The organism is Erwinia billingiae Eb661, from assembly GCF_000196615.1.
Lineage (GTDB): Bacteria > Pseudomonadota > Gammaproteobacteria > Enterobacterales > Enterobacteriaceae > Erwinia > Erwinia billingiae.
Genome location: NC_014306.1, coordinates 2,057,808 through 2,072,532, shown reverse-complemented (window position 1 = coordinate 2,072,532; position 14,725 = coordinate 2,057,808). Strand labels below are relative to the sequence as shown.

The window sequence follows — 14,725 nt, the reverse complement described above, 5'->3', positions numbered from 1 at the left end:
TTGTTTTACCTTGTATTCAATAGAGGCTAAAACGCTATTCCAGCCCGAGGCTGTCGCGTAAAATCTGCAGGCGTTCATCATCCCCATCACGGGCAGCCTGCTGAAGAGATTTGGTAGGAGCGTGGATCAAACGGTTGGTCAGCTTGTGGGCCAGATCGCGCATCACTTCCTGCGGATCGGCACCCTGTTGCAGCGCGGTCAGCGCACGGGCCTGCAGCTCTTCACGCACCTGGTCGGCCTGCGAACGGTAGTCGCGAATGGTTTCCACCGCGTTCTGCGCCCGCAGCCAGGACATAAACTCACTGCTTTCCTGCACCACAATGGTTTCGGCCTGCACGGCGGCGGCTTTACGCTGCGCCATGTTGCTTTCAATGATCGCCTGCAGGTCGTCAACGCTATAGAGATAGGCGTTCGGCAGCTTGCCGACTTCCGGCTCCACATCGCGCGGTACGGCTATGTCCACCAGTAACATGGGTTGGTTGCGGCGTTTTTTCAACGCCCGCTCCATCATGCCTTTACCGATAATCGGCAACGGGCTGGCGGTGGAACTGATAATGATGTCGGCTTCGGCCAGGCGCGCGTCGATTTCCGCCAGGCCGATCACTTCCGCCCCCACCTGATCGGCCAGAGACTGGGCACGTTCACGGGTGCGGTTGGCGATGATCAGATTTTTAACGTTGTGCTCGCGCAGATGGCGCGCGGCCAGTTCGATGGTTTCCCCGGCACCGACCAACAACACGGTGACGTCGGCCAGGGATTCAAAGATTTGTCTTGCCAGCGTACAGGCCGCAAAGGCGACCGATACGGCGCTAGCGCCAATCTCGGTTTCGGTGCGCACGCGCTTAGCCACCGAGAAGGTTTTCTGGAACATCCTTTCCAGCTCGCTGACAATCGGCTGTCCGCGATGGGAATCGGCAAAGGCTTTCTTCACCTGCCCCAGAATCTGCGGCTCCCCTAACACCAGTGAATCTAAGCCACTTGCCACGCGCATCAGATGGCTGACGGCGTCGTTATCATGGTGCCAGTAGAGGCTTTTCGCCACCTCTTCGGCACTCAAATGATGGTAGTCACATAGCCACTTAACCAACTGTTCCTGCAGGTTTTCCTGTTGCTCAACGCTTAAGTAGAGCTCGGTCCGGTTACACGTAGACAGCACCACGCCGCCCTGCACCATTGGCTGGGCCAACAGACTGCTAAGGGCTTGATCCAACGTCTCCGGGGAGAACGTCACGCGTTCACGCAGAGCAATTGGGGCCGTTTTGTGATTAATTCCGAGAGCCAGCAAGGTCATGGTGATTAGGTTGGGGTTATCCCACAGTTGATAGGGTTTTGTGAGGCGCATTCTACAAGATGCGCGAGATCAAGAAAAGCCATCGTTCATCGAAGGCTGTAACAAGATATAGTTATTATGCATCAAATAAGACAAATTGAGCATTGACGCCGTCCGCCGGTCTGGTTAGCTTGGACGGTTACTTTGGGCATGAAAGCCCTTCCGGAGTCTGAGGAGTTGACCCCTTAATGTTTACGCAGAATCGCCGCCTGATGCGGCTTCTCCCGCTTGCCGCCCTGTTATTGACCGCCTGTACCATCAATAAACCGCAAGGTCCTGGCAAGAGTATTTCCTCGCCACAATGGCAGCAGCACCAGCAAGACGTTGAAAAAATCACGCAATATCAGACCCGCGGCGCTTTTGCCTATCTTTCTGATAGCCAGAAAGTCTATGCCCGTTTTAACTGGCAGCAGACCTCCCCCGATCGCTATCGTTTGATCCTGACCAACCCGTTGGGCAGCACCGAGTTGCAGCTGGATGCCCAGGGCAGCGTGGTGCAGCTAGTCGACAACAAAGGCAAACGCTATACCAGCAATGACGCCGAGAAGATGATTTCTCAGCTGACCGGCATGGATATTCCGTTAAACAGCCTGCGTCAGTGGATGATGGGCCTGCCGGGTGATTCGTCCGATTACACGCTAGACGACCAGTATCGCCTCAAGTCGGTGAATTACAGCCGCGACGGCCAGAACTGGCAGGTGACCTATCAGGGTTATGACAGCAAGCAGAACCCGACGCTGCCGTCCAATCTTGAGCTGAAAGAAGGCAACCAGCGCATCAAACTGAAAATGGACAGCTGGATCGTTAAATGAGTGCAGGCAACGTTCCCCTGACGGCGAGCAGCCGTGAAAGCTGGCCGGCGCCCGCCAAGCTGAATTTATTTCTCTACATCACGGGCCGTCGTCCTGACGGCTACCATAATTTGCAGACGCTGTTTCAGTTTCTCGATTATGGCGACACCCTGACCATTGAAACCAACGCCAGCGGGCAGATCGGCCTGCTGACGCCGGTGGTCGGGGTAAAAGAGGAAGATAATCTGGTGGTGCGGGCGGCGAAGCTGTTGCAGCAGCAGGCAACATTGCGCGGAACGCTACCGGCGCAGGCCGGTGCCAGCATCGCCATTGAGAAACGCCTGCCGATGGGCGGCGGGCTGGGCGGCGGCTCGTCTGATGCGGCCACGGTGCTGGTCGCGCTGAATCACCAGTGGCAAACCGGCTTCACGCTGAGCGAGCTGGCCGACTTGGGATTATCGCTGGGCGCGGACGTTCCGGTGTTCGTGGAAGGCTTCGCTGCTTTTGCTGAAGGCGTCGGCGAAAAATTGACTCCGGTGTCGCCTGCAGAAAAATGGTATCTTGTTGTCCACCCTGGCGTGAACATTTCCACACCGGCTGTTTTCACCGATCCTGAGCTGATCCGCACCACGCCAGCCCGCGAAATCAGTGAGTTATTAAGTGCTGAATTCCGTAATGATTGTGAACCAGTCGTAAGAAAACGTTTTCGCGAGGTTGAACAGCTCGTTTCCTGGCTGCTAGAATACGCGCCGTCGCGCCTGACCGGGACAGGAGCTTGTGTGTTTGCTGAATTCGACACCGAGTCCGCTGCCCGCCAGGTGTTTGAGCTAACGCCGAAAGCGTGGCAGAGCTTTGTTGCGCGAGGCGTTAACGTTTCGCCGCTGCACCGCCACCTTTCGACGTTATTAGAGTGACCGTGACAGCATCGCCACGTTCCTGATGCTGCACGTAGATGACTATACCCGTATGAAACCGTCGTTACGGTATTCCGCCCAGTGCCGCTAACGATGATGTTCATTCTCTGGACGCAAAGCCTGAGGTTCTTCTCGTGCCTGATATGAAGCTTTTTGCTGGTAACGCAACACCCGAACTAGCACAACGTATTGCCAACCGCCTTTACACTAGCCTGGGCGACGCCGCCGTCGGTCGTTTCAGTGATGGTGAAGTGAGCGTACAAATTAATGAAAATGTACGCGGTGGTGATATTTTCATCATCCAGTCCACCTGTGCCCCTACCAATGACAACCTGATGGAACTGGTTGTGATGGTAGATGCCCTGCGCCGTGCATCCGCTGGCCGTATTACTGCCGTAATCCCGTATTTTGGTTATGCCCGTCAGGATCGTCGCGTACGTTCCGCTCGTGTACCCATCACGGCCAAAGTGGTTGCTGACTTTCTTTCCAGCGTAGGTGTCGATCGCGTACTGACTGTGGATCTGCATGCTGAACAGATTCAGGGCTTCTTTGACGTCCCGGTTGATAACGTATTTGGTAGCCCGATCCTGCTTGAGGATATGCTGCAGATTGGCCTGGAGAACCCGATTGTGGTTTCCCCGGACATCGGCGGTGTGGTTCGCGCCCGTGCTATTGCTAAACTGCTGAACGACACTGATATGGCGATCATCGATAAACGCCGTCCACGCGCTAACGTTTCACAGGTGATGCACATCATCGGTGACGTCGCTGGCCGTGACTGCGTGTTAGTGGATGACATGATCGACACCGGTGGAACGCTGTGCAAGGCTGCTGAAGCGCTGAAGGAGCGTGGTGCCAAGCGTGTATTCGCTTACGCCACGCACCCTATTTTCTCCGGCAATGCCGTGGAAAATCTGCGTAATTCCGTGATTGATGAAGTGGTGGTTTGCGACACCATTCCGCTGCCGGAAGAGATCAAAGCCCTGCCAAACGTGCGCACGTTGACGCTGTCTGGCATGCTCGCTGAAGCGATCCGTCGCATCAGCAATGAAGAGTCTATCTCTGCGATGTTCGAGCATTGATAGCGAAGGGACGGGTTCGCCCGTCCCTCTTTTTTTTTCCGGTCAATTATTCCAAATTCGTTAACCTGTTTTATCACTTCCGTAACAATCTAAAGGTCCGCCTCCAGCCTTCCCCGGCGATTGCCTCTGTTCTCAGCCCTTCTGTACCGCCCTTTAGTCCTGATTGTCCTCTCTCGCAACTCTTTTTTATCATTCCCGCCAGCCAGCTCTTTTGGCCGCTATTTATTAATGATATTTTGCCTGAATGATTCCACCAGGAATAATCCTAAGATGACGCTGGACGTCTATACCCTGTTTGTTTGCGAGCTCTATGTGCTGTTTTTTCTCAGCATCATCATGGTGTTTGCATGGAAAGGCTCACAATATAATCGCGTATTGGGCTTTCAGTGCCTGGCGCTGGTGATCACCATCATTGCGGTGTTCCTGAGCAGTTTGCGCAGCAACGGCAGTCTGTTTCTGCCGGTTGGCGTGGGCAATTTGCTGGTGATGCTGGCCTACAGTCTGCTGGTGATGTCTTTTCGGGCGTTTCGCGGTGCTCGCAGCGGCTGGTTGTGGCTGGCCGGGCCATTGGTGTGGCTGGCGTTGTGTCAGTGGTCGACGTTTTACCACTCGATGCCGATGCGCATTCTGGCGGTCTGTCTGCTGTGTGTGATTTATACTGGCTGGATGATTATTGAATTGCACCGTTCGCGGGCCACCTTGCCGGTGACCTACTGGCCGGCCCAACTGCTGTTGTGGATCCATCTGGTTTTCCATCTGACGCGCGCGGTGGTGGATGGCGGCATTCCCAGCCCGTTTCATGGCGCGATTGGCGGTTCGACCTTTTCGGTTTACGTCATTCTGGAGTCGATCATGATGGTGATCGGGCTGACCTTTACCATGTTGGCGATGGTCAATGAGCGCACGCAGATCAAGTATAAGAACGCCTCGTTGCTCGATCCGCTGACCGGCGTCTGGAACCGTCGCGCGTTGTTTGAGCAGGGCGAAGCGTTGGCTCGCCGGTGCGATAAAACGGCGCAGCCGCTGACAATTATGCTGTTCGATTTGGACCATTTTAAGAGCATCAATGACCGCTTTGGTCACAATCAGGGCGATCTGGTGCTGATTGATTTTTGCCGACAGGTGCAGCAATCACTGCCGGCGCAGAGTCATTTTGCGCGATTAGGCGGCGAAGAGTTTGCGGCGATTCTGGTGGCCAGCGAGCGCGATGCCTTGCGGATTGCCGAGAAGATCCGTCAGACGGTCGAGCATTCCCATCCGGAAGGGGTGAATTACACGGTGAGTATCGGTGTCGCCACCGCGCAGGGTGCCTACCATCAGATACCAACGTTAATGGTCGCCGCTGATGAAGCTTTGTATCAGGCAAAGGCATTGGGGCGAAATCGGGTGACGCGTTTTGTGGCAACCGAGGCGAATGCGCTGTCAGGCGTGGCGGGATAAGGGATGAAAACGCCTCTGAACAGAGGCGTTTTTAACGGGATTAATGGTGGCTATGCCCATCGGTGCTGCGACGGCAGCGTTTATCGTAGTGACGCACCCAGTAGTAGCGGTCCGCGACTTTTTCACGTCCGCTGATGCGCGCGCCGACCAGCCAGAGCAATGCGCCGATAAAGATGCTGAAGATTGCGCCGTGAACCATAAACTGGGGCAATTGCAGTTGCGGCAGCTGATTAAGCACGGAGTAACCGACTCCAGCGACCATCACCACCAGCCCAAACACCATTAATGAATTACCGGTCAAATTGGCATGTTTACGTTTCATCATTCCCCTCCAGTTTCCAGATAAGGGCGTTGTCCTGTGCCCGCATGTCATAAGTTTATGCAATAGATGTTTAAGTTGGTGCGGGACAGATCACATTTGTTGCTAAAAGTTTGACAATTCTTTACGCACAAGCGACTGATTTCTTATAGAAAATGCATTATCACGCCAGTGAACTATTGCGGAGTGTGTCACGTTTTGGTGGGGGATTTTGCGTTTTCAGCCGGGCAAAGTACACTAGCCCCCTTCTTCACCGCACTCTTCAGGAAAACAGACAAGTGAGCAGCATTAAACTGATTGTGGGCCTTGCCAATCCCGGCGCAGAGTACGCCGCCACCCGCCATAATGCCGGTGCCTGGTACGTCGATTTATTGGCACAGCGTCACAATCAAGCGTTAAAAGAAGAGAGTAAGTTTTACGGTTACACCGCGCGTTTGAATATTGGCGGCGAAGATGTCCGTTTACTGGTTCCGACGACCTTTATGAATTTAAGCGGTAAAGCGGTGGCCGCGATGGCGACCTTTTACCGGATCACGCCGGAAGAGATTCTGATAGCGCATGATGAGTTGGATTTGCCGCCGGGCGTGGCGAAGTTCAAGCAGGGTGGCGGTCACGGCGGTCACAATGGCTTGAAAGATATCATCAGCAAGCTGGGCAACAATCTTAATTTCCACCGTTTGCGGATTGGCATTGGTCATCCGGGCGATCGCAACAAGGTGGTGGGATTTGTGTTGGGCAAGCCGCAATCAGCCGAGCAGTCGTTGATTGATAATGCCATTGATGAAGCCGCGCGCTGTACTGAGGTGTGGTTGAAGGAAGATCGCTTGAAGGCGATGAACCGGTTGCACAGTTTTAAGGCTGAGTAATTTCTTCGGTTGAAGGTCAAAACCGGGTCGGTGGCTCGGTGATTTTAAGGTCAAAACCGGTGCAGTGGCTCGGCGTTACCACAGGGCGCGTTATCCGGGACGCCGTGAACCCATCCCTGGGGGCTTGGATGCCGCATCCCTGCGGCATACACCCGGCTAACGCGCCCTGTGGCACCACCCTGTAGCAATTGAGATAGTTACCCGTTCGGTGAACACACAGGTCAAAGGCTGAGATCGTTACCCGCTCGGTGAACATACAGGTTAAACGAAAGATTACTGGTCGGCTTTGCCCAATTCTTTCAGCGCCACCATCGGTAAGAAGTAGCCCTGAACGCCCCAGATTTTGCTTTCGGCCAGTTTCCCCAGTTGAATTTCACTCTGAACCCCTTCGACAATCACCCGGTTGGTGTACTGGCGGATATTGGCGATCAGGATGCTGAACCAGGGTTTGGTGACGTTATCGAGAAAGAACTGCCGATCCAACTTCACCGCTTCGAACATTTTCGACTGCAGCGCATTCAGGTTCGCGTCCCCTGCCCCTAAATCATCCAGCCACAGGATATTGAGCTGTTCGATCAGCGTGCGCAGCAGCGGATTGTTCGGGCCATCGTGCAGGTTCGGGAAATCCTCTGACAGTTTCAGACGGATAAAGGGCAAATGGCTGAGGATCTGCTGGATAAACGCCGACTGGCTAACCACTTTAGCCAGTTGGAAGTTGATTGTCAGGCAGCACAGCAAGCCGTGTTGTTGGAAATAGTCAGCGTAATGCTCAATGGTGAGCAATTGATTAAGCAAAAGGGTTTCCGGATCGAGCTGATCGACCAGCGGAGTACCCGAATCAATGTCCATTTCGCCCGGCGTCAGATCCAGTGCGATCAGTTCACCGTTCAGCGTGTGGATAGGAACACAGTTGTAATTATGTATCATGCCTTCATGCCAATGTTCAGGCGTCCTGCCAATGCTAAAAATCGTCGTACAGATAAAACATAGATGCTTATTCTGTAAAACAGCGAATCAATACGACGATTTTTAACGTTATCGGCAGGTCCAGCGGCAGCTTTACTGTTTAGTCACCCTCAGCAACAATTTAATCGCCCGAAAACGTCCGGCAACGTATTGCCCCACTATCCCGCGCCCCCTCCGGTTCCCCCATCAGAGACATTTCTGAGATTACCAAGACCAGGCTTATATTTTAACCAGCCTGACCTGGTCAAAATGCCCGCAGATGAAGAATGCTGCGGCGTGAGAAATAGTGGGTGAGTTCATCTTCCGCTGATTTTCTTCGCTCTTTTAATAAAATGACGAGATTAAGATGATGATGACCACCAATAACCTAAAGCTAATCGCCCTGCTGGCAGGCTCCGCGTTTGTCTGTGTCGCTCAGGCGGCTGATGGCAGCGTGAACTTCACCGGTAACATTATTGATAATACCTGTGCGGTTTCCACCGGGTCCAAAACCGTCACCGTTCCCCTGGGTGATGTGCAGGCTACTGCCTTCTCGGGTGTAGGCAGCACCGCCAGCCCAACAAATTTCAGCATCCTGCTGGAAGCTTGCCCGGTGGCTATCACTACCGCCGCGGTTAAGTTTGACGGCCCCAAAGATCCTATCAATAGCGAGCTGCTGCAACTCACCGAGAATGCTGGCGCAGAAGCCGATGGGGTTGCAGTAGGGATTTACGAGCAGGACACCACGACATTGATCCCCATCGCTAGCAAGTCTAAAAACGAGGACGTGGCGACCACTGCCACCTTTAACTTCGTCGCCAAGTATGTTGCCACCAAAGCAACCATCCGGCCGGGTACTGCGGGTGCCGTCAGCGAGTTTACTATCACCTACAACTAAGCCGAGAGGCTGCATGGGTCTGAAGGAATGGGTGCCAGTTCACAGCACCGACAGGGAAGGATAAATGACCGCGGCGCCATACCGGTGCCGCCAGATACTCAGCTTCACCAGCCATTCCTCAGGGGGAACGCCGTGTTACGCAAGATTAAAACGCTTTGTTTGATTGTTGGATTACTGGCAGCCAGCCAGGCGGCTACCGCCGGTATCATTGTTGGCGGCACGCGGGTCATTTATGACAGCGCGAAAAAAGAAGCCTCGGTCAACGTCAGTAACCCGGAAAAAACCACGCCATTTTTGATCCAGTCCTGGGTCGAAAATGCCACGGCGGAGAACAGCAAACCGCCGTTTATCATCACCCCTCCGCTGTTTCGCCTTGATGCGGGCAAGGAAAACGCGTTGCGCATCGTGCGTACCGGCGGTCAGTTACCTGAAGATCGCGAATCGCTGTACTGGTTGAATATCAAATCCATTCCCTCCACTGAGAAATCCAGCGCCAATCAGCTGCAGATCTCGATGAAAACGCGCATAAAGCTGATTTATCGCCCGGCGGCCTTAGCCAGCCACGCAGCCGAAGCCTACAAAGCCTTAACCTTTACCCGTCAGGGCAGCCAGCTTACGGTCAGCAACCCAACGGCTTATCACCTCGCGTTCTACAGCATCAAGGTCGGCAGTGCCGAGATCAAAGAGGCTGGCAGCGTGGCACCGTTCAGCAGCATCAAACTGCCACTCCCCGCCGGCGCTGGCAGTCAGGTCAGCTGGCAGACCATCACTGATTTTGGGGGGATTACGCCCGCATTGAGCAAGGCGCTGTAACACCCGCACTGTCGTTTACCTGCAATCCCGGTCACCCGCCGCTGCCCATCCAGGCCGTGGAGCGGCCCCCTGTTGCCGTCATTCCGGAAGAGGAGCCTTGGTTATGGAAAAATTCAGCGTTGAAAAACATTCCAGCACGGCGATCGCCTCCCGGGCGATGCCGCCGCAACAGCGTTTCCTCTCTTCCCTGCTGGTTTGCGGATTAGGCATCACCTCACCGATGGCGCAGGCGGAAGACTATTTCAATCCGGCGGCACTGGAGATGACCAGTGAGCCGTCGGCTATCGATCTGGAAAAATTTTCGGTCAGCGGCGGTCAGATGCCCGGATCCTATCACGTCGATATTTATCTTAACGACAGCCGGATTGACACCCGTGACGTCAACTTTGTCGATGTTAACGGCAAGCTGCAGCCGGAATTCACCCCAACCGAGCTGCGGGCGATGGGAGTCAAACTTGACGCTTTCCCTGCGCTGCAACTGTTGGACGTCGATAAGCCGCTCACCGGGCTGGAGGGGTATATTCCGCATGCCGCCAGCCAGTTTGATTTCAACCAGCAGCGCCTTAACCTGAGCATTCCTCAGGCGGCGCTGACCAGCGAAGCGCGGGGCTATGTCGACCCGTCGCAGTGGGACCAGGGGATGCCCGCCGCGCTGTTGAACTATACCTTTAGTGGCGCCAGCACCCGCGTCGATCGCCGTTCAGATCGGCAAGACAACTATTACCTTAACCTGCGCAGCGGCGTGAATCTGGGCGCATGGCGTTTGCGTAATTATTCCACCCTGAATAACGGCAACGCTCAAAACGTTAACACCTTCTTGCAGCGCGATGTGCAGCCGCTGCAAGCGCAGCTGACGCTGGGTGACAGCGCGTCCCCTGGTGAAGTGTTTGACAGCGTGCAGTTTCGCGGTGCGCAACTGGCGTCAGATGACAATATGATCCCCGACAGCCTGAAAGGCTTTGCGCCGGTGGTACGCGGGATTGCGCAAAGCAACGCTCAGGTTACCGTGCGTCAGAATGGCTATATCATTTATCAGACTTACGTGCCGCCCGGCGCCTTCGCCATCACCGACCTTTACCCTACTTCCTCCAGCGGCGATCTGGCTATCACCATTACCGAAGCCGACGGTACGGAACGCCATCTGGTGCAGCCATTTTCAGCAGTGCCGGTGATGCTGCGCGAAGGTCGAATGAAGTATGCCGCTACCGCCGGTGAATATCGTTCCAGTAATACGCAAGCCAGCACGCCGACCTTTGCTCAGGGCACGTTGATCTATGGCCTGCCGGCGAACACCACGGTATACGGCGGTCTGTTGGTCTCTGAACGCTATAACGCGCAGGTAATGGGGGTTGGACATGGCTTTGGCACACTCGGCTCAATCTCGCTGGATGTCACTCAGGCCAGCACCGAACTGCGCGATGGCAGCCGTCATCGCGGGCAGTCATATCGTTTCCAGTACGCGAAAGATATTGAAGCGACCAACACCACCTTCACTCTGGCGGGCTATCGCTACTCCACCCTCGGCTTTTATGACTTTCGCGATGCCAACGAGTTGGGCACCTTTGACCCTAACGCCTGGCAGCAAAACAGCAACAAGCGCAGCAAGGCGCAGGTGAATATCAATCAGTCGCTGAAAAGCTTCGGCAACCTTTACCTGTCGGCCTGGCAGCAGGACTACTGGCAGCAGAGCGGTTATGAGCGCAATGTCAGTGCCGGCTACAACCTGAGCTACAACAGCATCACCTATGGGCTGAGCTACACCTACAGCCAGGCACCAGGCAATAATGCCAATGACCAGCAGTTTGCCTTCAACGTGCAGATCCCGCTCGGCAAATGGCTGAGCAACAGCTGGGCCAGTTACAATATCAATAGCAGTCGGCGTGGCAGTACAAACCACCAGGTCGGCGTCAGCGGCACCGCGCTGGCCGACAACAACCTCAGCTATAACCTGCAGCAGAGCTTCGGTAATCGCGGCCAGGGTGCGAGCAGCAATGCCAATGCCAGTTACAAAGGCACCTACGGCGAAATGCAGGGTGGCTTCAACACCTCAGGGGATGCGCAGCAGATTAACTACGGTCTGCAGGGGGGGATAGTGGTTCACCCTTATGGCGTGACGTTCTCTCAGCAACAGGGCGAAACCCTGGCGCTGGTGCGGGCGCCGGGGGCCAGCAACGTAAAAGTGCAGAATAATAGCGGCGTCAGAACCGACTGGCGCGGTTATGCCGTGGTGCCGTATGTCAGCACCTATCGCCAGAACCGCATTGTGCTTGACACCGAAACGCTGGCGGAAGATGTCGATATTGACGGCAGCATCCAGACGGTCACCCCAACCCGCGGTGCCGTGGTACTGGCCGATTTCAACACCCGCGTCGGTAAGCGCGTATTACTCACCCTCAGCTACCTGGGCAAACCGGTGCCGTTTGGCGCTATCGCCACCCTTCGCCAGCCCAAAGGCGCGCTGGAAAACAGCGGCATTATCGGCACCGATGGTCAGCTCTACCTGAGCGGCGTGCCTGATAAAGGCGAGCTGCAGGTGCAATGGGGCAACGCATCCAACCAGCAATGCCAGCTTAACTTTACTCTGCCAGCCACTGAAGGCGCCGCCTCAGTCCTGACCTTAACCGCTGCCTGCCGCTAAGAGAATCGACGTTATGAATATCGTGAAAAAAGCGTTTTTACCTGCCATCGCCGTCGTCTCACTGTGCGGCAGCCTGCCCGCCTGGGCCGACTGTACCTTTGCGGCCGGCTATTCTGCCGATACCCAGGAATCCATCAGCTTTGGCAACGTGGTGGTGCCGCCGGCGACGGCGGTCGGCAAGGTTGTTGCCACAAAGACGTCCAATCTGATCGCATCTCGCGGTTATTTTATTACCGGATGTACCACCTTCAATCAGCAGGACTGGCGGTCTCCGGGCCTGGCTGCGGTGACTTACGGCGGCGAAATACTCTATCAGTCCGGCGTAGCCGGTTATGCTATCCGCATCGTCACGCCGGGTGCGGGCTCTACCGCAGGGGCATTTGGCAAAGGGGCATTTGATCGCATCCTGACAGGAAACCATTGCTCCTGGTCAGGCAGCACCTGGACCTATTGCGGCGGTTCCTGGGGACCGGTCACTTTCGAACTGGTCAAAATCTCGGCCACCGCGGGGAGCGGCCCCATGAGTACCGGCACGCTGGTCCGGGCCAGCATTCGCAGCTGGAACTACATTTACACCGCCAGACTGGCCAGCTCAAGCATCAGCAACCCAGCCTGTACCGTTAACAGCGACACCATTCAGGTGCCGCTCGGCGATATTGAAAAGCGTTCGTTTAGCGGCAAGGGCAGTACCTCACCCGACAGGAACTTCAACATTCCCCTGACCTGTGCCGCGGGCGCGCGCGTCAGTTTTAAGCTGGATGCCACCGCTGACAGCTCTGCCGCACCGGGCGTTATCGCGCTGAATGCGACGTCGCCGGGTGTTGCCGCCAGCGGTGTCGGCGTGCAAGTGCTGTACAACACCGCGCCGGTGAAGTTTGGGTCAATTACGGCCGCAGGCACCGCCGCCGCTGCCGGGGGGTACAGCGTGCCGTTTAGTGCCCGCTACTATCAGACGCAATCCAACATCACCCCCGGCCGGGCGAACGCGCTGGCCACCTTTACCATGACCTATAACTGAATCCTTACCGTGTCGATAACGTGTTGTTATCCGGTGTTGCGCAAAAGTTTGTGCAACACCTTTTTTTTTGCCGCGAATCCCAGACCGGGCTGATCGCCCGTCACCTCGCCACTCTGGTTAAATAGCGCCTTCTCCCGGCAGATATGGAAATCCCCCCACGTGATAAACAACAAGCGCCCCGCCCTCAATTCCGCCCGTCAGCAGCAGGCGGTGACCCAGCTGCTGAAACAGGGGCGCAGCGATGAGGCGCTGAAAAAAATCCGCGCCCATCTGTTGCTGTCTCCCAATGACCGCTGGTTTCTGCATGAAGCGGCCAGATTGATGCGGCGCAGCGGCCAGTTTGCTCAGGCCGAGCGCGACTTTAGACGCCTGTTGAAAATCGCCCCCAATGATGCCGGCGCGCTCAACGGCCTCGGCCTGACCTGCTACGAGTCGCAGCGCTTTGCCGAGGCAGAGCAGTGCTACCAGCAGGCACTGGCACTGCTGCCCGACTATGCCGCCTGCCGCAATAATTACGCCATTTTGCTGCACAAAACCGACCGTCATCATCAAGCCATTGAACAGTATCAGCTGGCGCTGGCCGCTCAGCCGAATTATCCCGACGCGCGCTTTGGTTATGCCACCGCGCTGGCGCATATGCAGCGGCTGGAGGAGGCCGAACAGGCGGTTAGCCAGGCGTTGGAAAGCCGCACTGAGGACAGCCGGATGCTAAATACATTAGGAATGATCCAGCTGCGTCGGGGCAATTTCGCGGCAGGCTGGCGGCACTATCAACAACGCTATGCGCCGGCCAATCCCGAGCGTTTCTTTCTGCGCCCCGCCCTTCCCCAGCCCTGGTGGCAGGGGGAAGATCTGGCGGGAAAGAGCATCCTGGTGCTGCGCGAGCAGGGTTTTGGCGATGAGATTCAGTTCTGCCGCTATGTCGCGCGCTTAAAAAGTGAGAAACATGCCGCGCAGGTGATGCTGGCGTGCAGCCCGGCGCTGGTCGGGCTGATGACAACCCTGCCGGGCGTCGATCATATCGTCTCCAGCAAAGAGGTCTCTGCGCACCCGGTCACTGACGTCGTCTGTATGCTGCTGGATCTGCCAGCATATTTTCTCGACACCCCCTCGCCTTTTGGCCCGCTACCGCCCTATCTGCATGCCACCACCGGCGATATTGCCGCCTGGCCGCTGCCGCAGAACAGCCGCAAAACGCTGCGCGTGGGCCTGGTGTGGAAAGGCTCGGTCGGCCATAACAACGATCGGCACCGTTCGCTCAGCCATCTGGCTGCGCTGGCCCCGCTGTTGCAGGTGGAGGGAATTCAGTGGATTAGCCTGCAAAAAGGTGCGGGAGAGGAGGAAGCGTTAACTGCCGCTGAGCCTCAGTCGCTGCTGGCCGTTGGGCACCAGTTTACCGATTATGCGCAGACGGCGGCGGTGATGGCGCAGCTGGATCTGGTGATCAGCGTGGATACCTCCGTGGCGCACCTGGCGGGCGCGTTGGGTATAAACTGCTGGCTGATTGTGCCGGGTATTTCCACCGACTGGCGGTGGACGGCGGGCAGAGAGGATTCGCTGTGGTATCCGCAGATGCGCCTGTTTCAGCGCGGTGCGGGCGAGGAGGAAGCGCAGGTGGTGGCGCGGATCCAGCAGGCGCTACAGCCGCTGCTGGCCGCGCCGCGTTAAGGC

General features: G+C 56.1%; 13 protein-coding genes. 10 read left to right on the top strand and 3 right to left on the bottom strand.

Features of this window, described 5'->3' with window-relative positions:
* Positions 1 to 34: 34 nt before the first annotated feature.
* Positions 35 to 1,291: a glutamyl-tRNA reductase gene (hemA, locus tag EBC_RS10945; protein WP_013201850.1), complete on the bottom strand. Its 1,257-nt coding sequence runs from the start codon at positions 1,289 to 1,291 to the stop codon at positions 35 to 37.
* Positions 1,292 to 1,518: 227 nt separating this feature from the next.
* On the opposite strand from hemA, the gene lolB reads away from it, so the two are divergent.
* From lolB to EBC_RS10925, 4 genes are all read left to right on the top strand, one after another.
* On the top strand, positions 1,519 to 2,142 hold the full coding sequence (gene lolB, locus EBC_RS10940) for a lipoprotein insertase outer membrane protein LolB (protein ID WP_013201849.1): 624 nt from the start codon (positions 1,519 to 1,521) through the stop codon (positions 2,140 to 2,142).
* Entirely contained in the window at positions 2,139 to 3,035 is an 897-nt protein-coding gene (gene ispE, locus EBC_RS10935; protein WP_013201848.1) for a 4-(cytidine 5'-diphospho)-2-C-methyl-D-erythritol kinase, read from the top strand. The genes lolB and ispE overlap by 4 nt, the downstream gene beginning before the upstream one ends.
* Before the next feature lie 134 nt (positions 3,036 to 3,169).
* Positions 3,170 to 4,117: a ribose-phosphate diphosphokinase gene (gene prs / locus EBC_RS10930; protein ID WP_013201847.1), complete on the top strand. Its 948-nt coding sequence runs from the start codon at positions 3,170 to 3,172 to the stop codon at positions 4,115 to 4,117.
* 270 nt (positions 4,118 to 4,387) lie between these two features.
* Positions 4,388 to 5,557, top strand: a complete 1,170-nt coding sequence (locus EBC_RS10925) for a GGDEF domain-containing protein (protein ID WP_013201846.1) — start codon at positions 4,388 to 4,390, stop codon at positions 5,555 to 5,557.
* Positions 5,558 to 5,597: 40 nt separating this feature from the next.
* Here EBC_RS10925 and ychH read toward each other — a convergent pair whose 3' ends face one another.
* Positions 5,598 to 5,879 carry a stress-induced protein YchH gene (gene ychH / locus EBC_RS10920; protein ID WP_041691986.1) on the bottom strand — a complete coding sequence of 94 codons (282 nt, stop codon included), beginning with the start codon at positions 5,877 to 5,879 and terminating at the stop codon, positions 5,598 to 5,600.
* A 275-nt stretch (positions 5,880 to 6,154) separates the two neighbouring features.
* On the opposite strand from ychH, the gene pth reads away from it, so the two are divergent.
* On the top strand, positions 6,155 to 6,742 hold the full coding sequence (gene pth, locus EBC_RS10915) for an aminoacyl-tRNA hydrolase (RefSeq protein WP_013201844.1): 588 nt from the start codon (positions 6,155 to 6,157) through the stop codon (positions 6,740 to 6,742).
* Between the two features lie 273 nt (positions 6,743 to 7,015).
* Here the strand turns inward: pth and EBC_RS10910 are convergent, their stop codons facing one another.
* The gene (locus tag EBC_RS10910) at positions 7,016 to 7,669 is read right to left on the bottom strand and encodes an EAL domain-containing protein (RefSeq protein WP_013201843.1); all 654 of its coding nucleotides are present in this window, start codon (positions 7,667 to 7,669) and stop codon (positions 7,016 to 7,018) included.
* 385 nt (positions 7,670 to 8,054) lie between these two features.
* Between EBC_RS10910 and EBC_RS10905 the strand changes: the two genes are divergently transcribed.
* From EBC_RS10905 to EBC_RS10885, 5 genes are all read left to right on the top strand, one after another.
* Positions 8,055 to 8,585, top strand: a complete 531-nt coding sequence (locus EBC_RS10905) for a fimbrial protein (RefSeq protein WP_231853690.1) — start codon at positions 8,055 to 8,057, stop codon at positions 8,583 to 8,585.
* 132 nt (positions 8,586 to 8,717) lie between these two features.
* Positions 8,718 to 9,398, top strand: a complete 681-nt coding sequence (locus EBC_RS10900; protein ID WP_013201841.1) for a fimbrial biogenesis chaperone — start codon at positions 8,718 to 8,720, stop codon at positions 9,396 to 9,398.
* 103 nt (positions 9,399 to 9,501) lie between these two features.
* A complete protein-coding gene (locus EBC_RS10895) occupies positions 9,502 to 12,036 on the top strand; it encodes a fimbria/pilus outer membrane usher protein (protein WP_013201840.1) in 2,535 nt (844 codons plus the stop codon).
* A gap of 13 nt (positions 12,037 to 12,049) precedes the next feature.
* Positions 12,050 to 13,054: a fimbrial protein gene (locus EBC_RS24690; protein ID WP_013201839.1), complete on the top strand. Its 1,005-nt coding sequence runs from the start codon at positions 12,050 to 12,052 to the stop codon at positions 13,052 to 13,054.
* Positions 13,055 to 13,213: 159 nt separating this feature from the next.
* Positions 13,214 to 14,722 (top strand): tetratricopeptide repeat protein, encoded by a 1,509-nt coding sequence (locus tag EBC_RS10885; RefSeq protein ID WP_013201838.1) that lies wholly within the window; start codon positions 13,214 to 13,216, stop codon positions 14,720 to 14,722.
* Positions 14,723 to 14,725 lie beyond the last annotated feature (3 nt).

What these genes read in the sequence shown, in the direction of transcription:
- ispE (WP_013201848.1), top strand. Translation starts at nt 2,139, where the DNA reads ATGAGTGCAGGCAACGTTCCCCTGACGGCGAGCAGCCGTGAAAGCTGG.
- EBC_RS10910 (WP_013201843.1), bottom strand. Translation starts at nt 7,669, where the DNA reads ATGATACATAATTACAACTGTGTTCCTATCCACACGCTGAACGGTGAA.
- EBC_RS10925 (WP_013201846.1), top strand. Translation starts at nt 4,388, where the DNA reads ATGACGCTGGACGTCTATACCCTGTTTGTTTGCGAGCTCTATGTGCTG.
- EBC_RS24690 (WP_013201839.1), top strand. Translation starts at nt 12,050, where the DNA reads ATGAATATCGTGAAAAAAGCGTTTTTACCTGCCATCGCCGTCGTCTCA.
- ychH (WP_041691986.1), bottom strand. Translation starts at nt 5,879, where the DNA reads ATGAAACGTAAACATGCCAATTTGACCGGTAATTCATTAATGGTGTTT.
- EBC_RS10905 (WP_231853690.1), top strand. Translation starts at nt 8,055, where the DNA reads ATGATGATGACCACCAATAACCTAAAGCTAATCGCCCTGCTGGCAGGC.
- hemA (WP_013201850.1), bottom strand. Translation starts at nt 1,291, where the DNA reads ATGACCTTGCTGGCTCTCGGAATTAATCACAAAACGGCCCCAATTGCT.
- EBC_RS10895 (WP_013201840.1), top strand. Translation starts at nt 9,502, where the DNA reads ATGGAAAAATTCAGCGTTGAAAAACATTCCAGCACGGCGATCGCCTCC.
- lolB (WP_013201849.1), top strand. Translation starts at nt 1,519, where the DNA reads ATGTTTACGCAGAATCGCCGCCTGATGCGGCTTCTCCCGCTTGCCGCC.